We start from the raw sequence: 23,173 nt of genomic DNA, 5'->3' as shown, positions 1-23,173 counted from the left end.
TAGGAGCGGGTTCACCCGCGAAAGGGCCGGGCCTGCCGGCCAATCTCCACCTGCCGCTCACCGTTGCCGCCGCTACCGTATTCGCGGGTAAACCCGCTCCTACAAGGGTTACGCAAGCCTCAGGCATACCAGGTCGTTGTAGGAGCGGGTTCACCCGCGAAAGGGCCGGGCCTGCTGGCCAATTTTCACCCGCCGTTCAACGTTGCCGCCGCCACCGTATTCGCGGGTAAACCCGCTCCTACAAAGGTTACGTAAGCCTCAGGCATACCAGGTCGTTGTAGGAGCGGGTTCACCCGCGAAAGGGCCCGCACAGGCAACAAAAAACCCGAAGCCAGTCACCTGACTCCGGGTTTTCACATACCGCCTATGGCGCCTTACTTGGCCACAGTCTCAACAGCACCGCCCGCATTCACCTGGCGACGCGACTTGACCATGTACACCACGAACATCGCAAGCAGCCACACCGGGATCGCATACACCGACACCTGGATGCCCGGGATCATCAGCATGATGCCCAGAATCAGCACCACGAAAGCCAGCACCACATAGTTGCCGTACGGGTACCACAGCGCCTTGAACAGCGGCTTCTGGCCGGTACGGTCGAGGTGCTGACGGAACTTCAGGTGCGAGTAGCTGATCATCGCCCAGTTGATCACCAGGGTGGCCACGACCAGCGACATCAGCAGTTCCAGCGCGTTTTGCGGCATCAGGTAGTTCAGCAGCACGGCGACGAAGGTCACGGCAGCCGACACCAGGATCGAACGCACTGGCACGCCCCGCTTGTCGACCTTGGCCAGCGACGCCGGGGCATCGCCCTGCTCGGCCATACCCAGCAGCATGCGGGCGTTGCAGTAGGTGCCGCTGTTGTACACCGACAGCGCCGCAGTCAGCACCACGAAGTTCAGCAGGTTGGCAGCCACGTCACTGCCCAGCAGCGAGAACACTTGCACGAACGGGCTGCTGCCGTAGCTGCCACCCGAGGCGTCGATGCTGGCGACCAGGTTGTCCCACGGGGTCAGCGACAGCAGCACCACCAACGCACCGACATAGAAAATCAGGATGCGGTAGATGACCTGGTTGATCGCTTTGGGGATCACGGTCTTTGGCTTGTCGGCCTCGGCGGCGGTGAAGCCGAGCATTTCCAGGCCACCAAAGGAAAACATGATGAAAGCCAAGGCCATTACCAGCCCGCTGACGCCGTTGGGGAAGAAGCCGCCGTGTGTCCACAGGTTGGCCACGGTGGCTTCAGGGCCGCCGCTGCCGCTGGTCAGCAGGTAGGCACCCAGGCCGATCATGCTGACGATGGCGACCACTTTGATGATGGCGAACCAGAATTCGGCTTCACCGAAGAACTTCACGTTCATCAGGTTGATGGCGTTGATCAGCACGAAGAAGGCTGCCGCCGTGACCCAGGTGGGGATCTCCGGCCACCAGTAGTGGACATACTTGCCGACCGCCGAAAGCTCCGACATACCCACCAGGATATACAGCACCCAGCAGTTCCAGCCCGACAGGAAGCCGGCGAACCCACCCCAGTAGGTGTGGGCGAAATGGCTGAACGAACCGGCCACCGGCTCTTCGACGATCATTTCACCCAGCTGGCGCATGATCATGAAGGCGATGAAGCCGCAGATCGCGTAGCCAAGGATCATCGACGGGCCGGCGGATTTCATCACGCCTGCCGAGCCGAGGAACAGGCCGGTACCAATCGCACCGCCGAGGGCGATCAACTGGATATGGCGGTTCTTCAGGCCCCGCTTTAGCTCGCCTGAATGCATGTTTTGTCCACTCATGAACGAAGTCACCTGCATTGTTTTTATCTGTGACGGAATCGGACCCACCGCGCTCGTGGCGCAGCGGAATGGGCAAGGTGGTTACCTTGGGTTTCTTGACCTCAGGTGCCGCCGGAGCGGGTCAACCAGGCGTGATCAAGAGTGCGCGGTACGCAAGAGGGTCACAGGTAAAACGCGGCGCACTGTATACCCCTGCAAACGCGCAGGCGTCAACGCGTTGCATCGTTTCCTCGGGAAAAAACGCAGCGTTCCTGTGGTACAGGCCTTCAAAGGCGAAGTGATCGGCGTACATGGCGCCTCCATTTGTTGTTTTGTCAGCCCGGCTCTCTGGACGGGCTCCTGCACAAGGCAATGGCGGCTATAACACCGTGGGGACGGGGGTTTGGGCAAGGGTGGCTAGCGCCATGGCGACGGCTTTGGCACAGGGGCGCCGGCAAGGTTTGTTTACACGATCGAGCATGATCTGAAATGCGGACTGAAAACGGCTACATTCGTACAGATTTCTTTACAAGGCGGTTCAAGAACTTGCCAGTCGTCCGAAAAATTCTTTTTGTTCAATATCTTGGGCTTGGCCCACATTCCCCCAGGCATAAAAAAACCAGCCCGAAGGCTGGTTCCTTGATAACCACACTGGCTTATCAGCCACGCGGCTTGCCGCGACCACGGCCTGCCGGCTTGTCGCCATCAGGCTTGCCCGGACGCTTGCGCATCTCGCTCGGGCGCTCAGCCACCGTGCTGCCACGGGTGGGTTTACGCGGCGCTTCTTCACGCGGCTGACGCGCCGGGCGTTCGCCAGTAGCGGCACCTTCGTGGGCCGGGCGCAGGTTGCGCACGCGCTCGCCACGGCCCAGCGGGCGGGTCGACTTGCGCTGCAGGCGCTCCATCTTGTCCTTGGCCTTGAGCTTCATGGCTGGCAGCGCGACCGGCTGCAGGCCGACTTCGGCGGCGAGGATGTCGATTTCGCCCTGGGTCATTTCGCGCCAGCGGCCCATCGGCAGGTCGGAGTTGAGGAACACCGGGCCGAAACGCACACGCTTCAGGCGGCTGACCACCATGCCCTGGGATTCCCACAGGCGACGCACCTCACGGTTACGACCTTCCATCACCACGCAGTGGTACCAGTGGTTGAAGCCTTCGCCACCCGGTGCCTTCTGGATATCGGTGAACTTGGCCGGGCCGTCTTCCAGCATTACGCCGGCTTTCAGGCGCTCGATCATCTCGTCGTCGACTTCACCACGCACACGTACCGCGTACTCACGGTCCATCTCGTAGGATGGGTGCATCAGGCGGTTGGCCAGTTCACCGTCGGTGGTGAACAGCAGCAAGCCAGTGGTGTTGATGTCGAGACGACCGATGTTGATCCAGCGGCCCTCTTTTGGCCGTGGCAAGCGGTCGAACACGGTCGGACGGCCTTCCGGGTCGTCACGGGTGCAGATTTCGCCGTCGGGTTTGTTGTACATGATCACCCGGCGGGTGGCCTCGGCGGCCTCCTCGCGCTTGATCAGCTTGCCGTCGACGGCGATGGCGTCGTGCAGGTCGACGCGCTGGCCAAGGGTGGCCTCGACGCCGTTGACCTTGATGCGACCCTGGCTGATCCAGGCCTCGACATCACGCCGCGAGCCCACGCCAATGCGCGCCAGCACTTTCTGCAGCTTTTCGCCGGATGGCGGGGTGATTTCGGTTTCTTTCAGGTCTTGCTCACTCATCTGGGCACCTCCCGGTGTAGGAATGAAAACAGGTTTCTGGCGACGAACGCGCCAAAAGGCCGCGCATCATACGCGGTTCATCAGGGGAACGCACTGGAGGGTAGAGGGTTTTGTGGGGCTGGGCATGATTTTCTGCCCAGTGGGCTTTGTGCTGACCTCTTCGCAGGCACGCCCGCTCCTACAGGTTCGCGCAACCTTCGGGACCTGTGATACCCCTGTGGGAGCGGGCTTGCCCGCGAAGAGGCCAGCACAGGCAGCAGATCAATCAGGGCTGAGCCTTGATCTCCTCCTCCACCGGAGGCTCAGGCTCCTTTCCCCGCAGATCATCAAAATCGGTTTTCAAACCGTCTTCCATGGCATCCAGCTCCACCAACAGGCTACGGAAGCTGGTCTCCTCTTTCGGCTCACCAACCTCCTCGTCCCCAAGGCTGGCATCCGCCAACGCCTGCAGGTGCGCAGGCACCGGCGCATCATCCGGGTCAAGTTGCGGCTCTGGTTCCATTTCCCGCAGCTCGGCCAAGGCCGGCAGGTCTTCAAGGCTCTTGAGGTTGAAATGGTCGAGAAACGCCTTGGTGGTGGCGAACATCGCCGGCCGCCCGGGCACTTCGCGGTAGCCGACCACGCGAATCCACTCGCGCTCCATCATGGTCTTGATGATATTGCTGTTCACCGCAACGCCCCGCACGTCCTCGATTTCACCACGGGTGATCGGCTGGCGGTAGGCAATCAGGGCCAGTGTCTCAAGCAGCGCTCGCGAATAGCGCTGCGGGCGCTCTTCCCACAGGCGCCCGACCCAAGGGGCATAATCCTCGCGAATCTGCAGGCGATAGCCGCTGGCCACCTCCTTGAGCTCGAACGCACGCCCATCGCACGACTTGCCCAGCACCTCCAGGGCCTGCCTGAACACCTTGGGCTCGGGGCGCTCGGCTTCCTCGAACAGCTCGTACAGGCGCTCCAGGGATTGCGGCTTGCCCGAAGCGAGCAAGAAGGCTTCGATCAGCGACGCCAGGTCGCGGGGTTCATTCAGGTTCATTGGGTTCTTCAACTGGCGCCGGGCGAAGCCGCACGTGAATGGCGGCGAAAGGTTCATTCTGCACAAGTTCGATCAGCGATTCCTTCACCAGTTCGAGAACGGCCATGAAGGTCACCACCACGCCCAGCTTGCCCTCCTCGGCAGCGAACAGCGCGATGAATGGCACAAAGGCACCTCCCTTGAGACGCTCCAGCACCTGGCTCATGCGCTCGCGGGTGGACAAGGTCTCACGGGTGATCTGATGGCTTTCGAACAGGTCGTTGCGGCGCATCACCTCGGCCATGGACATCAGCAGCTCTTCCAGGCTGACCTGAGGCAACAGCTTGCGTACCTTGGCCTGCGGCGCTTCCAGGCGCGGCACCACCACCTCGCGCCCGACCCGTGGCAATTCGTCGATGCCCTCGGCGGCAGCCTTGAAGCGCTCGTACTCCTGCAGGCGGCGGATCAGTTCGGCGCGTGGATCACCCTCCTCCTCCTCGACGTCGGCGGAACGCGGCAGCAGCATGCGTGACTTGATCTCGGCCAGCATGGCAGCCATCACCAGGTATTCGGCGGCCAGTTCAAGGCGCACGCTTTTCATCAGCTCCACATAGCCCATGTACTGCCGGGTGATCTCGGCCACAGGGATGTCGAGGATGTCGATATTCTGCTTGCGGATCAGGTACAGCAACAGGTCCAGCGGGCCTTCGAAAGCTTCGAGGATGACTTCAAGGGCGTCCGGCGGAATGTACAGGTCCAGCGGCAGCTCGGTCAGGGCTTCACCATAGACCAGCGCCAACTGCAGTTGCCGAGGCTCCTCGACCCGTTCGGCCGGCGCCTCAGGCGCTTCCAGCTGGCTCACGCGTTGACCAGGAACGGCGTGGGGTCGCCACAACCTTCGCGGATCAGTTCCGGTTCGTCGCCGGAGAGGTCGATGATGGTCGACGCCTTGAGATCGCCGAACCCGCCATCGATCACCAGGTCGACATGGTGCTCCAGCCGTTCACGGATCTCGTAAGGGTCGGTCATCGGCTCGCTGTCGCCCGGCAGGATCAGGCTTACGCTCATCAGTGGCTCGCCCAGCTCGGCCAGCAAGGCCAGGGTGATGGCGTGGTCCGGCACACGCAGACCGATGGTACGCCGCTTATCGTGCAACAGCAGGCGCGGCACTTCACGCGTGCCGTTGAGGATGAAGGTGTAAGGCCCCGGCACATGCGCCTTCAGCAAGCGGAAGGTGCCGGTGTCAACCTTGGCGTACAACCCCAGTTGCGACATGTCGCAGCACATCAGGGTGAAGTTGTGCGTCTTGTCCAGCCCGCGCAGGCGCCGCACCCGCTCGATTGCCGACTTGTCGCCTATCTGGCAACCCAGCGCATACGCCGAATCCGTCGGATACACCACCACGCCCCCCTTGCGGATGATCTCGACGGCCTGTTTTATCAGGCGCGCTTGTGGGTTCTCCGGATGAATCTGGAAAAATTGGCTCACGTAATCGTCCTGTTCATAGCGCCAAAGGCTGTTCATGGCTGAATCGACGCCACAAAGGTGGCAGATCCTCGGGCAAAGGCCGATAGGCACCGATCTCGCCCCAGGTGCCGGGGCCGTGGAAGTCACTGCCAGCGCTTGCCAGCAGGCCGAACTCACGGGCAAGGATGGACATGGTGCCCACTTGCTCGGCAGGCATCATCCCGTTGACCACTTCAAGCGCCTGCCCTCCTGCCTGAATATAGTCGGCAATCAGCCGCCTGCGCTTGCTGCGGGTCAGGTCGTAGTGCATGGGATGCGCCAGGCTCACCCAGGCGTTGGACTGCCTCAGCGTGGCAACGGTTTCGTCGAGCGTCGGCCAGTGCTGCTTGACGTCGCCCAGCTTGCCGGCGCCCAGCCACTTGCGAAACGCTTCACCACGGTCCTTGACGTGCCCGGCCCGCACCAGATACTCGGCAAAATGCGGGCGCGCCGGGGCATTGCCGCTGTCACCCAACTCGTGCTGCACGGCGCGCGCGCCTTCGAGCGTGCCGGGCATGCCCTTGGCCGCCAGCCGTTTGTCGATTTCTTCGGCACGCAGCCAGCGGCCTTGGTGCAGCGCTTGAATCGCCGCCAGCAATGGCGGTGCGTCGAGCGGGAAGTCATAACCCAGCACATGGATGGTCGCGCCGCCCCACGTGCAGGACAGCTCCACCCCGCTGACCCAGCGCATACCCAGGTCAACGCAGGCCTGGCGCGCTTCGGGCAGGCCTTCGAGGGTGTCATGGTCGGTCAGTGCCAGCGCTTGCACCCCGTGCTCATGAGCCCGGGCAACCAGTACCGAAGGCGACAGGGCGCCGTCGGAGGCCGTGCTGTGACAGTGCAGATCAACATTCATAGAGGAGCGCTTTCGCTGGAATCGATGTTTGTTATTATGCCGTCACATCCCGATTCTGGCTGCCATTGTGAAACAATTCATCGATTTCATCCCGCTGCTGCTGTTCTTCATCGTCTACAAGCTCGACCCGCGCCCCATGGAAGTCGCCGGCCATCACTTCGAATTTGGCGGCATCTACAGCGCCACGGCCATGCTGATCATCAGCTCGCTGGTCGTGTACGGCGCCTTGTTCCTGCGCCAGCGCAAGCTGGAGAAGGGCCAGTGGCTGACGCTGATCGCCTGCCTGGTGTTCGGTGGCCTGACCCTGACCTTTCACAGCGAAACCTTCCTCAAATGGAAAGCCCCCGTCGTGAACTGGCTGTTCGCCCTGGGTTTTGCCGGCAGCCACTTCATCGGCGATCGGGTGCTGATCAAGCGCATCATGGGCCACGCCCTGACCCTGCCTGATGCCATCTGGACGCGCCTGAACCTGGCCTGGATCGCTTTCTTCCTGTTCTGCGGCGCGGCCAACCTGTTCGTCGCCTTCACCTTCCAGGACTTCTGGGTGGACTTCAAGGTGTTCGGCAGCCTGGGCATGACCGTGATTTTCCTGGTGGCGCAAGGCGTGTACCTGTCGCGCCACCTGCACGATGACCCTTCTACCTCCAAACCCAAGGATTGACATGCTCTACGCCATTATCGCCAGCGACGTCGCAAACTCCCTGGAAAAGCGCCTGGCTGCCCGCCCGGCGCACATCGAACGCCTGCAGCAGCTCAAGGCCGAAGGCCGCGTGGTACTGGCGGGCCCACACCCGGCCATCGACAGCAACGACCCGGGCGAAGCGGGTTTCAGCGGTAGCCTGATCGTTGCCGAATTCGAGTCGCTGGCAGCCGCGCAGACCTGGGCCGATGCCGACCCGTACATCGCTGCCGGCGTGTACGACAAGGTTGTGGTCAAGCCGTTCAAGCAAGTACTGCCTTGACCTGAGACGGCACGGCCCTCTTCGCTACAAGGCACCCACAAACCTTCGGATCTGTGCGATCGCCCGTAGGAGCGGGTTCACCCGCGAAAGGGCCGGGCCTGCTGGCCAATCCCCACCCACCGTTCACCGTTGCCGCCGCTACCGTATTCGCGGGTAAACCCGCTCCTACGATGGTGGTGGACACACGTCGGTGGTTGGACACAGCCCTTTGTAGGAGCGGGTTCACCCGCGAAAGGGCCGGTCCTGCTGGCCAATCTCCACCCGCCGTTCACCGTTGCTGCCGCTACCGTATTCGCGGGTAAACCCGCTCCTACACAGATTGGTGGTGGACACATGTCGGTGGTCGGACACAGCCCTTTGTAGGAGCGGGTTCACCCGCGAAAGGGCCAGGCCTGCTGGCCAATCTCCACCCACCGTTCACCGTTGCTGCCGCTACCGTATTCGCGGGTAAACCCGCTCCTACACAGATTGGTGGTGGACACATGTCGGTGGTCGGACACAGCCCTTTGTAGGAGCGGGTTCACCCGCGAAAGGGCCGGTCCTGCTGGCCAATCTCCACCCACCGTTCACCGTTGCCGCCGCTACCGTATTCGCGGGTAAACCCGCTCCTACACAGATTGGTGGTGGACACATCTCGGTGGTTGGACACAGCCCGCTGTAGGAGCGGGTTTACCCGCGAAGAGGGCCACGCGTTACCAGCAGTTATACTCAGCCCATCAGTCTGCGGTATCTTTGCCACTGGCGGACCGAATCACCGCCGTCAATGGTTGAATTGAGTGAGTCATGAGCGAGCTGTTACTGATTGATGATGACCAGGAACTGTGCGAGCTGCTCGGCAGCTGGCTGACCCAGGAAGGGTTTTCCGTGCGTGCCTGCCACGATGGCCAGAGCGCACGCCAGGCCCTGGCTGAGCATGCCCCTGCTGCCGTGGTACTGGATGTGATGTTGCCCGACGGCAGCGGCCTGGAGCTTCTCAAGCAGCTGCGCAGCGAGCATGCCGAGCTGCCGGTGCTGATGCTGTCAGCCCGCGGCGAGCCGCTGGACCGCATTCTCGGCCTGGAACTGGGCGCCGACGACTACCTGGCCAAACCCTGCGACCCGCGTGAGCTCACTGCCCGCCTGCGCGCAGTACTGCGCCGCAGCCACCCCACCGCCACGACCAGCCAGATGGAACTGGGTGACCTGGTCTACAGTCCTGCGCGGGGCGTGGCCAGCATCGATGGCCGCGAAATGACCCTGACCCTGTCCGAAAGCCGTATTCTTGAAGCGCTGCTGCGTCAGCCCGGCGAGCCGCTGGACAAACAGGAACTGGCGCAGATCGGCCTGGGCCGCAAGCTGACCCTGTACGACCGCAGCCTGGACATGCATGTCAGCAACCTGCGCAAGAAGATCGGCCCCCACGCCGATGGCCGGCCACGCATTGTGGCGTTGCGTAGCCGTGGCTATTACTACTGCCTGTAAACACACCGGGGCCACTGCGCGCCCCTTCGCGGCACAAGGCCGGGCTGCACGACCCCATCATCTTTACTTTGCCTTTACCATCCCCTGACTGCGCTTGACGGTGATCTCCCTAGACTGTGCTCATCCGGTAATCACCGGCCTATGAAAGGAGAGACACCATGCGCAAGACCCTTATCGCCCTGATGTTCGCTGCCGCTTTGCCGACCGTGGCCATGGCCATGCCTGACGGCGGCCCGCGCCACGACGGCCCGCATCATCGCGGTGATGCGCCTTTCCACCAACTGGACCTGAGCCGCGATCAGCGCCAGCAGATCGGCAAGCTGATGGGCGAGCAGATGCAGCAGCGCCGCGACATTACCGAGCGCTACCTGTCCAAACTGCCGGCAGCTGACCAGAAGGCCATGAAGGATGAGCTGCAAGCCAGCCGCGACAAGACCGACAGCGCAGTGCGCAAGTTGCTCACGCCTGACCAGCAGAAGAAGTTCGATGAACTGCAAAAAGAACGCGCCGCCAAGAAAGCCGAGTGGCAGGAGTTCCAGGCCTGGAAAGCTGAAAAAGGCGCCAAGGCCCAGTAAGCTGTCCGCCCCATGCCCGGCCCGCATCACTGCGGGCCGGGCTTTTCCCGTTTAGGAGGTGCACTTGCGTTCACTGTTCTGGCGCATCCTGGCCAGTTTCTGGCTGGCCATCACCCTGGTCGCAGGCCTGTCGATCCTGCTGGGGCACATGCTCAATCAGGACGCCTGGATCCTCAGCCGTCACCCGGGCCTGAATACCCTGGCCAGCAAGTGGACCAAGCACTACGAGCAGGAAGGCCTGGAGGCGGCACAGCACTTTCTGGAACGACGCAAGGACCGCTACAAGATCGACGTGCAGGTGCTCGACGATAGCGGTGAAGCCGTGGTGCCCGGTACCTTCCCACGCCGTGCGGCAGCCTTCGAAGCGCGCCAGCACAATGACCAGCGGCGCTTGCCATGGCGCCGGCTGACCGAGGAATACACCAGCCCCGACACCGGCGAAACCTACTTGCTGATCTACCGCATCCCCCACCCGGCGCTGGATGCCTGGCACCGTGAAAGCCTGCTGTGGCCGCTCAGCGCCCTGGGCATTGCCTTGGTCGTGCTGACCCTGTTCAGCCTGCTGGTGACGCTGTCCATCACCCGCCCGCTAAGCCGCCTGCGCAGTGCCGTACACGACCTGGGCCAGACCACCTATCAGCAGAACAGCCTGGCACGGCTGGCAGCGCGGCGCGACGAGTTTGGCGTGCTGGCCAAGGACTTCAACAAGATGGGCGCACGCCTGCAAAGCACCATTGGCAGCCAGCGCCAGCTGCTACGCGACGTGTCTCACGAGCTACGCTCGCCACTGGCCCGGCTGCGCATCGCCCTGGCCCTGGCCGAACGCGCCGAGCCTGAGCAGCGGCAAGCGCTGTGGCCGCGCCTGACCCGCGAATGCGACCGCCTGGAAGACCTGATCAGCGAAATCCTCGCCCTGGCCCGGGTGGATGCCGAACAAGCCCATGCCGAACCGGTCGACCTCAATGCACTACTCGGCAGCGTGCGCAAGGACGCCCTGCTGAGCGCGCCGGATCAGGACGTGCGCCTGGAGGCGCAGCCAGGTTTGAGCTTGCAGGGTTGGCCAACGCTGATCGAGCGTGCCGTTGACAACCTGCTGCGCAATGCCCTGCGCTTCAACCCGGCGGGCCAGCCGGTCGAGGTCAGCGCCGCGCGCGAGCAGGACCGCATCGTGATCAGCGTGCGTGACCATGGGCCTGGGGCGGCAGAGGAGCACCTGGCGCAACTGGGTGAGCCGTTCTTCCGCGCGCCGGGGCAGGAAGCGCCGGGGCATGGCCTGGGGCTGGCGATTGCGCGCAAGGCAGCGGAGCGCCATGGCGGTAGCCTGGTGCTGGAGAATCATCCACAGGGTGGGTTTGTGGCCAGGCTGGAGTTGCCCCTGGCTGGAGCGGCAGGCAGTTGATGGGGTGCAAAGGCGCCAGGCCTCTTCGCGGGTAAACCCGCTCCTACAGGGGATGTGGAGCGGGTTCACCCGCGAAGAGGCCGGATGCCTTGATGCATGAATCAGCCCAAGGCCAGGTTACTCACCCCAGCTACTGACGAAATCAGCCGTTTCCAGCACCGGCGCCGTCCGCGGCTCGGTCAGCGGCGTGCCGACATACAGGTAGCCGATCAGCTCCTCGTTCTCGGCCAACCCCAACCCCTTGTGCACATGGGCATCGAAAGCCATGTCACCGGTACGCCACACCGCGCCGATCCCCTGCGCGTGCGCAGCAATCAGAATACCGTGCGCCGCACAGCCCGCCGCCAGGCGCTGCTCGGACTTGGGCACCTTGAAATGGTCCTGCAACCTGGCCACCACCACAATCAGCAACGGCGCCCGCAGCGGCATGGCACGGGCCTTGTCCAAGGCTGCCTGGCTGGCATCGCCCTTGTGCTGCACGGCTTCGGCGAACAGCTCACCCAGCTTCTCGCGGCCCTGGCCTTCGATGGTTAGAAAACGCCACGGCCGCAGCTGACCATGGTCCGGGGCGCGCAGGGCAGCCTGGAACAGCGCCTCGCGCTGGGCGGCATTGGGCGCCGGGTCAGTCAGGCGTGGCACGGAAACACGGTTGAGCAATGCGTCGAGAGCCTCCATCGGCTACCCTCCTGGCAGGTGAATGTGCGGCCATTCTAGCGTTTACATCACCAGACCCATAGGTAGAATGGCGCCCTTCCGTTTCGAGTCTGAGCAGATCACATGGCGTTGCCGACCTTAAGGATTATTGGTTTCATCATCGGCATCTTCCTGATTACGCTGGCCGTGAGCATGGCCGTGCCCATGGCGACCCTGGTGATCTTCGAGCGCACCGGCGACATGCCGTCGTTTCTCTGGTCGAGCCTGATCACCTTCATCGCCGGCTTGGCCCTGGTGGTGCAGGGGCGCCCGGAGCATGTACACCTGCGCCCGCGCGACATGTACCTGCTGACCGTCAGCAGTTGGCTGGTGGTGTGCGTGTTCGCCGCGCTACCGTTCCTGCTGACCCAGCACATCAGCTACACCGACGCCTTCTTCGAAAGCATGTCAGGCATCACCGCCACTGGCGCCACCGTGCTCAGCGGGCTCGATAACATGTCGCCGGGCATCCTCATGTGGCGCTCGATGCTGCACTGGCTTGGCGGTATCGGCTTCATCGCCATGGCGGTGGCGATCCTGCCGCTGCTGCGCATCGGTGGCATGCGCCTGTTCCAGACCGAATCGTCCGACCGCTCGGAAAAGGTCATGCCGCGTTCGCACATGGTCGCCAAGTCCATCGTGGGGGTTTACGTCGGTTTCTCGATACTCGGCGCGCTGGCCTTCTGGTGGGCGGGCATGAGCCCGTTCGATGCAATCAACCATGCCATGTCGGCTATCTCTACCGGCGGTTTCTCCACCTCCGACCAGTCATTGGCGAAATGGGATATCCCGGCCGTGCACTGGGTGGCGGTGGTGGTGATGATCATGGGCAGCCTGCCGTTCACCCTCTACGTAGCCACCCTGCGCGGCAACCGCAAGGCGCTGATCCGCGATCAGCAGGTGCAAGGCTTGCTGGGCATGCTGGTGGTCACCTGGCTGGTGCTGGGCACCTGGTACTGGTACAGCACCAACCTGCACTGGCTCGATGCCCTGCGCCATGTGGCGCTGAACGTGACCTCGGTGGTCACCACCACCGGCTTCTCCTTGGGTGACTACAGCCTGTGGGGCAACTTCTCGCTGATGCTGTTCTTCTACCTGGGCTTCGTTGGCGGCTGCTCCGGCTCGACCGCAGGCGGCATCAAGATTTTCCGCTTCCAGGTGGCCTACATCCTGCTCAAGGCCAGCCTCAACCAGCTGATTCACCCGCGCGCGGTGATCAAGCAGAAATACAACGGCCATCGCCTCGACGAAGACATCGTGCGTTCGATCCTGACGTTCTCGTTCTTCTTCGCCATCACCATCTGTGTCATGGCGCTGCTGCTGTCGCTGCTGGGCGTGGACTGGATGACCGCGCTGACCGGTGCGGCTGGCACGGTTTCGGGTGTAGGCCCGGGCCTGGGTGAAGTGATCGGCCCGTCGGGCAACTACGCCACGCTGCCTGACGCAGCCAAATGGATTCTGGCGGCCGGCATGCTGCTGGGTCGCCTGGAAATCATCACGGTGCTGGTGTTGTGCATGCCGGCGTTCTGGCGTCACTGAGCACTTCGCCTTCCGCGCCCAGGCGGGCGCGGTACTCGCTGGGCGTGGCATCGAACCAGCGGCGGAACGCCCGATAGAAGTTGCTGGGGTCGGCAAAGCCCAGCAGGTAGGCGGTTTCCAGCAAGGTCATGCCCGGCTGGGCCAGGTATTGTTCGGCCAGTTCGCGGCGCGTGTCGTCAAGCAAGGTCTGGAAGCTGGTGCCTTCCTCCTGCAGCCGCCGTTGCAAGGTGCGCTGCGACAGGTGCAGGGCCTGGGCCAGGGTTTCGCGTTTGGGCTCACCCTGCGGCAGGATGCGGCACAACACCTGGCGCACGCGGTGGCTGACCCGGGTTTCGGAGAAGCGTGCCAGGTACTCGCCGGCAAACCGGTCGTGCAGCACCGCCATGGCCTCGTTGGCGGTCGGCAGCGGCGCCTCCATGTCGGCCCGCTCGAACACCAGCGCATCATGTGGGGCGCCGAACACCAGCGGCGAATGGAACGCCACCTTGTAAGGCTCGACATTCTTCGGCTGCGGCCCCTGCACCAGTACCCGCCGCGGCTGGACCGGCCGGCCACTGAGCCATTTGCACAGCGCCAGCGCACAGGCCAGCGACGCTTCGGCGCTGTGCCGGGTTGGCGGCAGGTGATCGCCGTGCACGGTCAGAATCAGCGAATAGCCCTCGGGGCCGAGGACGAAACTGAGGTCGGAGCTTTCGGCGATGATGCGCTGGTAGCGCACCAGGCGCTCGAAGCCCTCGGCCAGGGTGCGGCTGGACATCAACGCATAGCCCACCACATGGAAGGACGCCGGGCGAACCACCCGTGCCATGTTCAGGCCGATGGCCTCATTGCCCGACAGCTCCACCGCCAGTTGCCAGAGGCGGGTCATGGAATCTTGCGGAAAACGTGCATCGGGGTCGTCGAGGGCGGCAAAGTCCAACCCCAATTGCTTGAACATGGCTCTGCAATCCAGCCCTTCCAGTTCAAGTGCCTTCACGATCCCTGATGCCCAACTGGCTGACGTTGTTCTTTCGCTCATGACAGGCTTCTTTTACCGACCGCTCCTGCGGTGAACCCCAAGGATACTCATTTGGCGCCTATTGTCACTGGTAGGCCCCGTCAGTCACTCTAGACTCGAATCAGGCTCCACGCCGTGTATCTTGTCCAGAAGTATTAATCCCGGAGCACTGCCATGAACAGCAAAGCGCAGTTTCGCAGTTTTGCCGAGTTCTATCCGTACTATCTGGGGGAGCACAGCAACCCCACCTGCCGCCGCCTGCACTTCGTCGGCACCAGCCTGGTGATAGCGCTGCTGGCCTACACCATTGGCAGTGGCAAATGGTTGCTGCTGCTGGCCGTGCCGGTGTTCGGCTATGGCTTTGCCTGGGTTGGGCACTTCTTTTTCGAGAAGAATCGGCCAGCGACCTTTACCTATCCGCTGTACAGCCTGGCCGGGGATTTCGTGATGTTCCGGGATATCCTGCTAGGCAAGCTCAGGCTGTAAGCATCTGAGGCCGCTTGGCGGCCCCCTGCCCTCGAGCCTTAAGCCGGCTCGCGCAACGCCGCCTCGGCCTGCGCTTCGGCCAGCCGATACAGCTCGACACTGCCGTCCCAATGCTCGATCAGGGCCGTGCACGACTCCACCCAGTCCCCGCAATTGAGGTAGTCCACCTCACCCACCTTGCGGATCTCGGCATGATGGATATGCCCGCACACCACCCCGTGAAAACCACGGCGGGTGCACTCATGGGCAATGGCGTTCTCGAAGTCGCTGATGAAGTTCACCGCGCCTTTCACCTTGTGCTTGAGGTACGCCGACAGCGACCAGTAACCATAGCCATACCGCGCACGCCAGTGGTTGAGCCAGCGGTTGAGCACCAAGGTGAATTCGTAGGCGCGGTCACCCAGAAACGCCAGCCAGCGGTGGTAACGGGTAATCACATCGAACTGATCGCCATGGACCACCAGCAGTCGGCGGCCATCGGCTGTCAGGTGCTCGGCCTCGTCTACCAGCTGAATGTTGCCCAGAATCAACTTCGAGTAGCGGCGCAGGAATTCGTCATGGTTGCCGGTGACGTAGATCACCTCGGTACCGCGCTTGCTCATGGTCAGCAGCCGGCGAATCACGTTGGTGTGGGCTTGCGGCCAGTAGATCCCGCCGCGCAGCTTCCAGCCATCGATGATATCGCCCACCAGATAGACGCGATCAGCCTGGTAGCCCTTGAGAAACTGCGACAGGTGTTCGGCCTGGCAGTCGCGGGTACCTAGATGCACGTCGGAGATCCACAGGGTACGCACGCGTTGCTTGCGCGAGGGGCGGGACAGTTCGGCATGGGTCATGGGTAGGCTCCGGCGCAGTTTGCTGGAGACTGGCAGGCGCACATGACAGCGCCATGGCAAAACAGTGACGAGTGATGGCGTGCAGGGATTGAGGCACAATGGGCGCCTGCCCTGCGAGGAAGCCCCCATGACCGCCGGCCCGATCCTCTCGTTGCGCCATTACCGCGACAGCCTGATCGCCCATAGCCACGAACACCCGCAACTCGTGTTCGGCCTGCGCGGCCGCCTGGAGTTCGAGGTCCAGGGGCATGGCGCCGGCATCGATCGCCAGGGGCTGATCGTGGTCCCGGCGGGTGCTCATCACACGTGCGCCAGCGATGCCGGCAGTGATTGCCTGGTGCTTGATGTGCCTGGGGAGCCTTGGCTGCGCGAGCACCTGGGCGAGCATGCCGATGCCAGCCGCCGCCTGCTCGACCGCCCGGCCGCCGTAAGCCTGGATGAGCGCCAGCAGCAACTGGTGGACTGGCTGGCGACCAGCCCCGTGCACGACCCACTGATTGCCCGTCAGGGCGCGGCACTGCTGCTGGCCAGCCTCAACGCCACGGCGGCAGCCAGCGTGCACGCCAGCCAGCGCCTGCCCTACAGCGCCTTCGATGCGCATATCGAACAGCATGCTGCCTACCCGCTGCAGGTTGCCGACCTGGCACGCATCGCCGGGCTGTCCATTGCCCGGCTGCATGCGCGATTTACTGCGGAGTGCGGGATGACTCCGATGGACTACATTCGCCAGCGGCGGTTGCTCAAGGCGCGGCGGCTAATCGTGCAGACCGTGCTGCCGATGGGCGAAATTGCGGCGCAGGTGGGGTATAGCTCGCAAAGTGCCTTTTCAGCGGCGATGCTGCGGGCGTTCGGGTGTACACCTTTGGCTTTGCGGCGAGAGTCTGGCGATAACTGACAGCAGTCTTGCGACAGAATGTGTTTGCCTGAGGCTTTAGACTTTGCCTTTACCGGCCCTTTCGCGGGTAAACCCGCTCCTACAGGATGCCCCCGCCTGAAGGTTGTGCAAAAACCTGTAGGAGCGGGTTCACCCGCGAAAGGCCCGGCACACCTGTAGGAGCGGGTTCACCCGCGAAAGGGCCGGCACTGCCTGTAGAGATCTTCATCAAGGACTACCATGAACCACCGCACCGCCCTCGGCGCCCTGCACATTGGCGCGCTGTTCTTCGGCCTTACCGGCGTCTTCGGCAAACTGGCCACCAGCGCCAGCCCGGCGATCATCGTCTTCGGTCGCGCCACCTTCGCCGTACTCGCCCTGGCCCTGTTCGCCAGCCTGGCCGGCCCGGGCTGGCAACGCCTGAGCAGCCAGGATGCGCGCCGCCTGCTGCTCGGTGGTGTGCTGCTGGCCGGCCACTGGGTCAGTTTCTTCATCGCCGTCAAAGTGGGCGGCGTAGCCATCGCCACCCTCGGCTTCGCCAGCTTCCCGGCCTTTACGGTGATCCTCGAAAGCCTGCTGTTCCGCGAGCGTATCCACCGTAACGAAGCCGTCTTGGTCGTGCTGGTCAGCATCGGCCTGATACTGGTCACACCAGCATTCGACCTGGCCAGCGAAGCCACCGGCGGCCTGCTCTGGGCATTGCTCTCGGGCCTGCTGTTCTCGCTGCTGTCACTGACCAACCGGGCCGGCTCGGGCCGTTTGCCTGCGGTACAGGCCGCACTGTGGCAAAACCTGGTAGTGGGCCTGTGCCTGCTGCCGTTCGCAGCGCCCGGCCTGGCCGACGTTGCGGCCCTGGACTGGCTGTGGATCGCCCTGCTCGGCATCTTCTGCACGGGTGTGGCGCACAGCCTGTTCGTCGCCAGCCTGGCGGTGATCAAGGCGCGCACCGCCGCGGTCGTGTTCGGCATGGAGCCGGTCTACGGCATTGCCGTGGCCTGGGCAGTGTTCGCCGAAACCCCGACCGTGCGCATGCTGCTGGGCGGCGCGCTGATCATCTTCGCCATCGTGCTGTCCAGCCGTCTGGCTGCCGAGCAACCGCCCAGGCAGCGACCACTGACCGAGGGCGCCTGATCAGCGGTCGTTGTGACCAAGATCACGTTGCGGGTCGACCTGGTCGCGCACCCGCTGCTTCAGTACCTTCGCTTCGGGGAAACCACCGTCGGCCTTGCGCTCCCAGATCTGCACGCCATTGCAGGTGATGCGGAAGATACCCCCGGTACCCGGCTCCAGCGCTACCCGGCCAAGGTCGTCGGCAAAGGTACTGAGCAGTTCCTGAGCCAGCCAGGCAGCACGCAGCAGCCACTGGCACTGGGTGCAATAGGTGATGACGATTTCCGGCTTGTGGTCAGCCATGGTGAAACATCTCCAGGTAAGGGGCCGCTTATACTAGCGGTCTTTAGCCCACGGTTTGAGACTCACGATGCGCCGTTTGCTGTTCTGTTTTCTGCTCGTCCTTACCTCGCTTACGGCAATCGCGGCGGAACCCGCCAGGCCCAAGGTCGGCCTGGTGTTGTCTGGCGGTGCGGCCCGTGGCCTGGCCCACATCGGCGTACTCAAGGCGCTGGAGGAACAGGGTGTGCGCATCGACGCCATCGCCGGCACCAGCATGGGCGCGGTGGTCGGCGGCCTGTACGCCTCGGGCTACAGTGTCGAAGAGCTGGAAAAACTCGCGACCACCCTTGACTGGCAACAGGCGCTCTCCGATGCACCGCCGCGCGAGGATGTGCCGTTCCGGCGCAAGCAGGATGACCGCGACTTTCTGGTCAAGCAGAAGCTCAGCTTTCGCGACGACGGCAGCCTGGGCCTGCCGCTGGGTGTGATTCAGGGCCAGAACCTGTCACTGCTGCTGGAAAGCAAACTGGCGCATACCGCCGATACCCGCGACTTCGACAAGCTGCCCATCCCCTTCCGCGCCGTGGCCACCGACATCGCCAGTGGCGAAAAAGTCGTATTCCGCCGTGGTCACCTGCCCCAGGTAATCCGCGCCAGCATGTCGATCCCCGCCGTGTTCGCCCCGGTCGAACTGGACGGCCGTCTGCTGGTGGACGGCGGCATGGTCGACAACATTCCGGTGGATGTGGCCCGCGAAATGGGCGTGGACCTGGCCATCGTGGTCGACATCGGCACCCCGCTGCGCGATCGCAAGCAATTACTGACGGTGGTCGACGTGCTGAATCAGTCGATCACTTTGATGACCCGGCGCAACTCCGAAGAACAACTGGCCAGCCTGCACCGCGACGACATCCTCATCCAGCCATCGCTGACCGCCTTCGGCGTGACAGATTTCGGCCGTGCACGCGACATGATCGACGCCGGTTACCGCGCCACTCGCCTGCTTGACCCGCGCCTGGCCGCCCTGCGCCAGCTCGAGGGCGACGCCAGCCTGGCCGTGGCCCGCTCGCCGCGCCAGCGCACGCCGGTAATCACCGCAATCCGGATCGAAAACGACTCCAAGGTCAGCGATGATGTGATCCGCTCGTACATCCGCCAGCCGATCGACGCGCCGCTGGAACTGGACCGCCTGCAGACCGACATGGGTACGCTGTATGGCCTGGACTACTTCGACAGGGTGCAGTACCGCGTGGTGCACAAGGGCAACGACCACACCTTGGTGATCAACGCCCGCGGCAGACGCGGCGGCACCGACTACCTGCGCCTGGGCCTGAACCTGTCCGATGACCTGCGCGGCGACAGCGCTTTCAACCTGGGCGCCAGCTACCGGGTCAACGGCATCAACAGCCTTGGCGCCGAATGGCTGACCCGCGGCCAGATCGGTGACCAGCAAGCGCTGTACAGCGAGTTCTACCAACCCCTGGATGTGGGCTCACGCTACTTCATCGCGCCATACCTGGACCTGGGCTCGCAGAACATCGAAGCCACCCTGGACAACGACCCCGTCGCCGAGTATCGCCTGGAGCGCTACGGTTTTGGCCTGAACGTAGGCCGGCAGATCGGCAACAGCGGTGAAGTGCGCCTGGGCGTGGGCAAGGCCTGGGGCGAGGCCGAGGTGCGCATCGGCGACCAGGACCTGCCCAAAGTCAGTTTCAACGAAGGTTTCTACGAGCTGAAGTACTCGTTCGACACCCTCGATAACGTGTACTTCCCGCACCATGGCGAGGACATCGGCCTGACCTTGCGCAAATACGACAAGTCGCTGGACTCCGACCAGGATTACCGGCAGTGGCTGTTCACCCTGGACAAGGCCATCAGCAGCGGGCCGAACACGTTCGTGCTGGGTGGGAGCTACGGGCGCACGCTTGACGATACCGAAGTGGTGACGTCGAGCTTCGTGATGGGCGGGGCGCGACAGCTGTCAGGCTTCCGCGAGGACTCGGTATCGGGGCAGAACGCGAGCCTGCTGCGCATGGTCTATTACCGCCGGCTGACGCCGCGGGCCTATGTGCCGCTGGACTTCCCGCTGTACATCGGCGGCTCGCTGGAGCGTGGGCGGGCGTGGAACAACGACAACGAATTCGACAGTGGGTACATCAATGCGGCGAGCATCTTCCTGGGGCTGGATACGCCTCTAGGGCCGCTGAACTTCAGCTACGGCGCCAACAGTGCGCATGAGCAAGCGGTGTACCTGAACCTTGGGCACACCTTCTGAGGCTTGCACTGCACCTGCATCGATGGGGGAGTTCAGGACTTTTCGAGGTTGGCCAGGATATTGGCATGCACGCGCATACAGACCTGCAAGTCCGCCTCGTCCACGCCGGTAAACAGCTCTACCCGCAGCTGGTTGGCGATGGTCTCGATCTGATCGATCAACGGCTTGGCCGGCGGGCACAGCACAATCTTCTTCGCCCGCCGATCCTCCAGCACCGCCTGCCGGCGCACCAGCCCTTGCGCTTCCAGGCTGTCGAGCAGACGCGCCAGGGTCGGGCCTTCGACGCCTACGCTCTGGGCCAGCTCACGCTGTGTCGGGGCTTCTTCGAAGCGGGCCAGGTGCAGCAACACCAGCCAGCGCGCCTGGGACAGGTTGAGCCCGGCCAGGCGGCGGTCCAGCTCGGCACGCCAACCTCGGGACATCTGAGCCAATTGCATGCCAAAGCGGTGTTGGTTGTCGTTCAGGGGCATAAGGAACTCATTGGAGTAGATCTAATTATTAGGCAGCTAACCATGCCCTGCCCCACGAGGCAAGGCTCGGCCATGGTTACGCGTTCGATAATCGTCAAAAAGCATGACAAAGGTCAGCAGATGGCGCTTCTGCCTTCGATCCTGCATGCCTTTACAACTCGAATTCCGCTGCCAGCGCTGCGCGCACGCAATAGAGTACGCCCTCCGGCACCCGTGCCCCGAACTGCGGGGCAATGGCCGACACCGGTGGCAGCTCACCCTCGCCATCAAGAAAGGCGTCCTGCACCTCCATCATCAGGTCTTCCGGCAGGTCGATGGCCTGGTCCAGACTCAGTTCCTGGCGGCCCAACGCCTCGGCCAGCAGGCTATACACGTTCTTCTCGCTGCAATTGAGCTGCCCGGCGATCTGCGCCGGGGTCATGCCGGCACGGGCCAGGCTGACCAGTTCGTGGCGCAGGTCGAGCACCACTTTCGGTGCCTCGTCGGTGCCACCGCTGTTGTTCAGCACTTCGAGGAACGCCTTGCCGTAGCGCTCCAGCTTGCGCGCCCCCACACCGCTGACCTGGGCCATGTCGCTGAGGCTGACCGGCTGGCTGCGCAGCATCTCCAGCAGTGTCGAGTCGGGGAAGATGACGTAGGGCGGCACACTGTGTTCTTCGGCCAGCTTGCGGCGCAGGGTACGCAGCGCTTCCCACAGATCGCGCTCTTCGGCACGCACCAGCTGGCTGGCCGGGCTGCCGCCGCTGGACGACGAGGTTTTGGCCGTGGTCTGCGGTTTGAGATCACGGCGCAGTTGCAAGGTCACCTCGCCGCGCAGCAGCGGCCGGCAGCTGTCGGACAGCCGCAGGCCGCCGTAGCCTTCCAGGTCAATATCGACCAGGCCGCGCGCCACCAGTTGACGGAACAGCGAGCGCCACTCGACCTCGGCCAAGCCTTTGCCAACGCCGAATACCGACAGCTTCTCGTGGCCCAAATTGCGCACCTTCTCGGTGTCCTTGCCCAACAGCACATCGACCAGGTGGCCAACACCATAGCGCTGGCCCGTGCGGAACACCGCCGACAGCGCCTGGCGGGCCGGCTCGGTAGCGTCCCAGGTCTGGATGTTGTCGACACAGTTGTCGCAGTGCCCGCACGGTTGTTCGAGGATCTCGTCGAAGTACGCCAGCAGCGACTGGCGGCGGCAGCGCGTTTCTTCGCACAGCGCCAGCATGGCGTCCAGCTTGTGCTGCTCGATGCGCTTGTGGCGCTCGTCGCCTTCGGAGTTCTGCAGCATCTGCTTGAGCATCACCATGTCCTGCAGCCCGTAGGCCATCCAGGCATCGGAGGGCAGGCCGTCACGGCCGGCCCGGCCGGTTTCCTGATAGTAGGCCTCAAGCGATTTGGGCAGGTCGAGGTGAGCAACGAAGCGCACGTTGGGCTTGTCGATACCCATGCCGAAAGCAATGGTAGCGACCATGATCAGCCCTTCCTCGTTCAGGAAGCGATGCTGGTTGGCCGCCCGCGTCTCGGCGGCCAGGCCGGCGTGATACGGCAGCGCGGGGAACCCCTGACTGCAGAGGAAGGCGGCGGTTTCGTCGACCTTCTTGCGCGACAGGCAGTAGACGATGCCAGCGTTGCCACGACGTTCGCCGAGGAAGGCCATCAACTGCTTGCGCGGTGCCTCCTTGGGCACGATGCGGTAGAAGATGTTGGGCCTGTCGAAACTCGACAGGAAGCGCTCGGCGCCTTGCAGGTGCAGGCGCTGAACGATCTCCTCGCGGGTTCGCATGTCGGCCGTAGCGGTAAGCGCAATGCGCGGCACATGCGGAAACAGTTCGGCCAGCTGACCCAGTTGCAGGTACTCGGGGCGGAAATCGTGGCCCCATTGCGAAACGCAGTGGGCCTCGTCAATGGCGAACAACGAGATGTCCAGATCGCGCAGGAAGTCGAGCATGCGCGGCTGCACCAGGCGTTCCGGCGCCAGGTACAGCATCTTGACCTCACCACGGCGCAGGCGCCCGGCCAGTTCACGCTGCTGCTCCGCCGTCAGGGTAGAGTTCAGGGCGGCCGCAGACACACCCAGCTCGTCAAGGGTGGCGACCTGGTCGTCCATCAGCGCGATCAGTGGCGATACCACCACCGTCAGGCCCGGGCGCAGCAGCCCCGGCACCTGGAAACACAGCGATTTGCCGCCACCGGTGGGCATCAGTACCAAGGCATCGCCGCCATTGGCCACGCATTCGATGATCGCTGCCTGGCGCCCACGGAAACTGTCGTAGCCGAAGATGTCCTTGAGAACGCGCTGAGCCTGTTCGAGCATGTGCAACTCCAAATCGCCGTACCATCCTGGATAAAGGCTGGA

General features: G+C 63.5%; 22 protein-coding genes. 10 read left to right on the top strand and 12 right to left on the bottom strand.

What is annotated here, in order from left to right; all coding sequences use genetic code 11:
- Positions 1-374 precede the first annotated feature (374 nt).
- The 6 genes from ACI7M0_RS07315 to ACI7M0_RS07290 all read right to left on the bottom strand — a co-directional run bounded on the left by ACI7M0_RS07315 (position 375) and on the right by ACI7M0_RS07290 (position 6,873).
- Complete coding sequence (locus ACI7M0_RS07315) at positions 375-1,793, bottom strand: amino acid permease (RefSeq protein ID WP_165366987.1); 1,419 nt, start codon at positions 1,791-1,793, stop codon at positions 375-377.
- Between the two features lie 638 nt (positions 1,794-2,431).
- Positions 2,432-3,499, bottom strand: coding sequence for a 23S rRNA pseudouridine(2605) synthase RluB (rluB, locus tag ACI7M0_RS07310; RefSeq protein WP_003254539.1), 1,068 nt, complete (start codon positions 3,497-3,499; stop codon positions 2,432-2,434).
- A 265-nt stretch (positions 3,500-3,764) separates the two neighbouring features.
- A complete protein-coding gene (gene scpB, locus ACI7M0_RS07305) occupies positions 3,765-4,532 on the bottom strand; it encodes an SMC-Scp complex subunit ScpB (RefSeq protein ID WP_129933981.1) in 768 nt (255 codons plus the stop codon).
- Positions 4,519-5,259: a ScpA family protein gene (locus ACI7M0_RS07300; protein WP_162490571.1), complete on the bottom strand. Its 741-nt coding sequence runs from the start codon at positions 5,257-5,259 to the stop codon at positions 4,519-4,521. The genes scpB and ACI7M0_RS07300 overlap by 14 nt, the downstream gene beginning before the upstream one ends.
- Positions 5,260-5,369: 110 nt before the next feature.
- Positions 5,370-5,999 carry an L-threonylcarbamoyladenylate synthase gene (locus ACI7M0_RS07295; protein WP_014590089.1) on the bottom strand — a complete coding sequence of 210 codons (630 nt, stop codon included), beginning with the start codon at positions 5,997-5,999 and terminating at the stop codon, positions 5,370-5,372.
- 13 nt (positions 6,000-6,012) lie between these two features.
- Positions 6,013-6,873: a PHP domain-containing protein gene (locus ACI7M0_RS07290; RefSeq protein WP_129933982.1), complete on the bottom strand. Its 861-nt coding sequence runs from the start codon at positions 6,871-6,873 to the stop codon at positions 6,013-6,015.
- 67 nt (positions 6,874-6,940) lie between these two features.
- Between ACI7M0_RS07290 and ACI7M0_RS07285 the strand changes: the two genes are divergently transcribed.
- The 5 genes from ACI7M0_RS07285 (at position 6,941) to ACI7M0_RS07265 (ending at position 11,270) form a co-directional block, all read left to right on the top strand.
- Positions 6,941-7,534 carry a septation protein A gene (locus tag ACI7M0_RS07285; RefSeq protein ID WP_010955188.1) on the top strand — a complete coding sequence of 198 codons (594 nt, stop codon included), beginning with the start codon at positions 6,941-6,943 and terminating at the stop codon, positions 7,532-7,534.
- A 1-nt stretch (position 7,535) separates the two neighbouring features.
- A complete protein-coding gene (locus ACI7M0_RS07280) occupies positions 7,536-7,835 on the top strand; it encodes a YciI family protein (protein WP_003254549.1) in 300 nt (99 codons plus the stop codon).
- A gap of 783 nt (positions 7,836-8,618) precedes the next feature.
- Positions 8,619-9,296, top strand: coding sequence for a response regulator transcription factor (locus ACI7M0_RS07275; protein WP_020193052.1), 678 nt, complete (start codon positions 8,619-8,621; stop codon positions 9,294-9,296).
- A gap of 158 nt (positions 9,297-9,454) precedes the next feature.
- On the top strand, positions 9,455-9,871 hold the full coding sequence (locus ACI7M0_RS07270; RefSeq protein WP_014590086.1) for a Spy/CpxP family protein refolding chaperone: 417 nt from the start codon (positions 9,455-9,457) through the stop codon (positions 9,869-9,871).
- Positions 9,872-9,929: 58 nt separating this feature from the next.
- Positions 9,930-11,270: a HAMP domain-containing sensor histidine kinase gene (locus ACI7M0_RS07265; RefSeq protein WP_064492116.1), complete on the top strand. Its 1,341-nt coding sequence runs from the start codon at positions 9,930-9,932 to the stop codon at positions 11,268-11,270.
- A gap of 117 nt (positions 11,271-11,387) precedes the next feature.
- Here ACI7M0_RS07265 and ACI7M0_RS07260 read toward each other — a convergent pair whose 3' ends face one another.
- A complete protein-coding gene (locus ACI7M0_RS07260; protein ID WP_010955191.1) occupies positions 11,388-11,945 on the bottom strand; it encodes an NAD(P)H nitroreductase in 558 nt (185 codons plus the stop codon).
- Between the two features lie 102 nt (positions 11,946-12,047).
- Between ACI7M0_RS07260 and ACI7M0_RS07255 the strand changes: the two genes are divergently transcribed.
- Positions 12,048-13,502, top strand: coding sequence for a TrkH family potassium uptake protein (locus ACI7M0_RS07255; RefSeq protein ID WP_010955192.1), 1,455 nt, complete (start codon positions 12,048-12,050; stop codon positions 13,500-13,502).
- Here ACI7M0_RS07255 and ACI7M0_RS07250 read toward each other — a convergent pair.
- Positions 13,459-14,520 (bottom strand): AraC family transcriptional regulator, encoded by a 1,062-nt coding sequence (locus ACI7M0_RS07250; RefSeq protein WP_104886532.1) that lies wholly within the window; start codon positions 14,518-14,520, stop codon positions 13,459-13,461. The genes ACI7M0_RS07255 and ACI7M0_RS07250 overlap by 44 nt on opposite strands.
- A 153-nt stretch (positions 14,521-14,673) precedes the next feature.
- On the opposite strand from ACI7M0_RS07250, the gene ACI7M0_RS07245 reads away from it, so the two are divergent.
- Positions 14,674-14,985: a DUF962 domain-containing protein gene (locus ACI7M0_RS07245; RefSeq protein ID WP_014590083.1), complete on the top strand. Its 312-nt coding sequence runs from the start codon at positions 14,674-14,676 to the stop codon at positions 14,983-14,985.
- Positions 14,986-15,023: 38 nt separating this feature from the next.
- Here the strand turns inward: ACI7M0_RS07245 and ACI7M0_RS07240 are convergent, their stop codons facing one another.
- On the bottom strand, positions 15,024-15,821 hold the full coding sequence (locus ACI7M0_RS07240; protein WP_020191231.1) for a UDP-2,3-diacylglucosamine diphosphatase: 798 nt from the start codon (positions 15,819-15,821) through the stop codon (positions 15,024-15,026).
- 127 nt (positions 15,822-15,948) lie between these two features.
- On the opposite strand from ACI7M0_RS07240, the gene ACI7M0_RS07235 reads away from it, so the two are divergent.
- A complete protein-coding gene (locus ACI7M0_RS07235; protein ID WP_129932880.1) occupies positions 15,949-16,716 on the top strand; it encodes an AraC family transcriptional regulator in 768 nt (255 codons plus the stop codon).
- A 219-nt stretch (positions 16,717-16,935) separates the two neighbouring features.
- A complete protein-coding gene (locus ACI7M0_RS07230) occupies positions 16,936-17,826 on the top strand; it encodes a DMT family transporter (RefSeq protein ID WP_010955195.1) in 891 nt (296 codons plus the stop codon).
- Here ACI7M0_RS07230 and ACI7M0_RS07225 read toward each other — a convergent pair whose 3' ends face one another.
- Positions 17,827-18,108: a SelT/SelW/SelH family protein gene (locus ACI7M0_RS07225; protein WP_020191239.1), complete on the bottom strand. Its 282-nt coding sequence runs from the start codon at positions 18,106-18,108 to the stop codon at positions 17,827-17,829.
- Positions 18,109-18,175: 67 nt separating this feature from the next.
- Here ACI7M0_RS07225 and ACI7M0_RS07220 point away from each other — a divergent pair, with 67 nt between their 5' ends.
- The gene (locus tag ACI7M0_RS07220) at positions 18,176-20,362 is read left to right on the top strand and encodes a patatin-like phospholipase family protein (protein ID WP_020191240.1); all 2,187 of its coding nucleotides are present in this window, start codon (positions 18,176-18,178) and stop codon (positions 20,360-20,362) included.
- Positions 20,363-20,394: 32 nt separating this feature from the next.
- Here ACI7M0_RS07220 and ACI7M0_RS07215 read toward each other — a convergent pair whose 3' ends face one another.
- On the bottom strand, positions 20,395-20,832 hold the full coding sequence (locus ACI7M0_RS07215; RefSeq protein ID WP_129932881.1) for a MarR family transcriptional regulator: 438 nt from the start codon (positions 20,830-20,832) through the stop codon (positions 20,395-20,397).
- Between the two features lie 151 nt (positions 20,833-20,983).
- Entirely contained in the window at positions 20,984-23,131 is a 2,148-nt protein-coding gene (recQ, locus tag ACI7M0_RS07210; RefSeq protein ID WP_129932882.1) for a DNA helicase RecQ, read from the bottom strand.
- Positions 23,132-23,173: the final 42 nt, after the last annotated feature.

Source organism: Pseudomonas sp. 10(2024), from assembly GCF_045164175.1.
GTDB classification, from domain to species: domain Bacteria; phylum Pseudomonadota; class Gammaproteobacteria; order Pseudomonadales; family Pseudomonadaceae; genus Aquipseudomonas; species Aquipseudomonas alloputida.
Note: the sequence above shows the minus strand (reverse complement) of the source record. Positions and strands in the feature narration are given on the sequence as shown.

Excerpts from the sequence above, each read along its gene's own strand:
- ACI7M0_RS07290 (WP_129933982.1), bottom strand. The coding sequence starts at position 6,873 with ATGAATGTTGATCTGCACTGTCACAGCACGGCCTCCGACGGCGCCCTG.
- ACI7M0_RS07230 (WP_010955195.1), top strand. The coding sequence starts at position 16,936 with ATGAACCACCGCACCGCCCTCGGCGCCCTGCACATTGGCGCGCTGTTC.
- ACI7M0_RS07235 (WP_129932880.1), top strand. The coding sequence starts at position 15,949 with ATGACCGCCGGCCCGATCCTCTCGTTGCGCCATTACCGCGACAGCCTG.
- ACI7M0_RS07315 (WP_165366987.1), bottom strand. The coding sequence starts at position 1,793 with ATGAGTGGACAAAACATGCATTCAGGCGAGCTAAAGCGGGGCCTGAAG.
- ACI7M0_RS07275 (WP_020193052.1), top strand. The coding sequence starts at position 8,619 with ATGAGCGAGCTGTTACTGATTGATGATGACCAGGAACTGTGCGAGCTG.
- rluB (WP_003254539.1), bottom strand. The coding sequence starts at position 3,499 with ATGAGTGAGCAAGACCTGAAAGAAACCGAAATCACCCCGCCATCCGGC.
- ACI7M0_RS07240 (WP_020191231.1), bottom strand. The coding sequence starts at position 15,821 with ATGACCCATGCCGAACTGTCCCGCCCCTCGCGCAAGCAACGCGTGCGT.
- ACI7M0_RS07260 (WP_010955191.1), bottom strand. The coding sequence starts at position 11,945 with ATGGAGGCTCTCGACGCATTGCTCAACCGTGTTTCCGTGCCACGCCTG.
- ACI7M0_RS07255 (WP_010955192.1), top strand. The coding sequence starts at position 12,048 with ATGGCGTTGCCGACCTTAAGGATTATTGGTTTCATCATCGGCATCTTC.
- ACI7M0_RS07220 (WP_020191240.1), top strand. The coding sequence starts at position 18,176 with ATGCGCCGTTTGCTGTTCTGTTTTCTGCTCGTCCTTACCTCGCTTACG.
- ACI7M0_RS07225 (WP_020191239.1), bottom strand. The coding sequence starts at position 18,108 with ATGGCTGACCACAAGCCGGAAATCGTCATCACCTATTGCACCCAGTGC.
- ACI7M0_RS07280 (WP_003254549.1), top strand. The coding sequence starts at position 7,536 with ATGCTCTACGCCATTATCGCCAGCGACGTCGCAAACTCCCTGGAAAAG.
- ACI7M0_RS07250 (WP_104886532.1), bottom strand. The coding sequence starts at position 14,520 with ATGAGCGAAAGAACAACGTCAGCCAGTTGGGCATCAGGGATCGTGAAG.
- scpB (WP_129933981.1), bottom strand. The coding sequence starts at position 4,532 with ATGAACCTGAATGAACCCCGCGACCTGGCGTCGCTGATCGAAGCCTTC.
- ACI7M0_RS07270 (WP_014590086.1), top strand. The coding sequence starts at position 9,455 with ATGCGCAAGACCCTTATCGCCCTGATGTTCGCTGCCGCTTTGCCGACC.
- ACI7M0_RS07245 (WP_014590083.1), top strand. The coding sequence starts at position 14,674 with ATGAACAGCAAAGCGCAGTTTCGCAGTTTTGCCGAGTTCTATCCGTAC.
- recQ (WP_129932882.1), bottom strand. The coding sequence starts at position 23,131 with ATGCTCGAACAGGCTCAGCGCGTTCTCAAGGACATCTTCGGCTACGAC.
- ACI7M0_RS07215 (WP_129932881.1), bottom strand. The coding sequence starts at position 20,832 with ATGCCCCTGAACGACAACCAACACCGCTTTGGCATGCAATTGGCTCAG.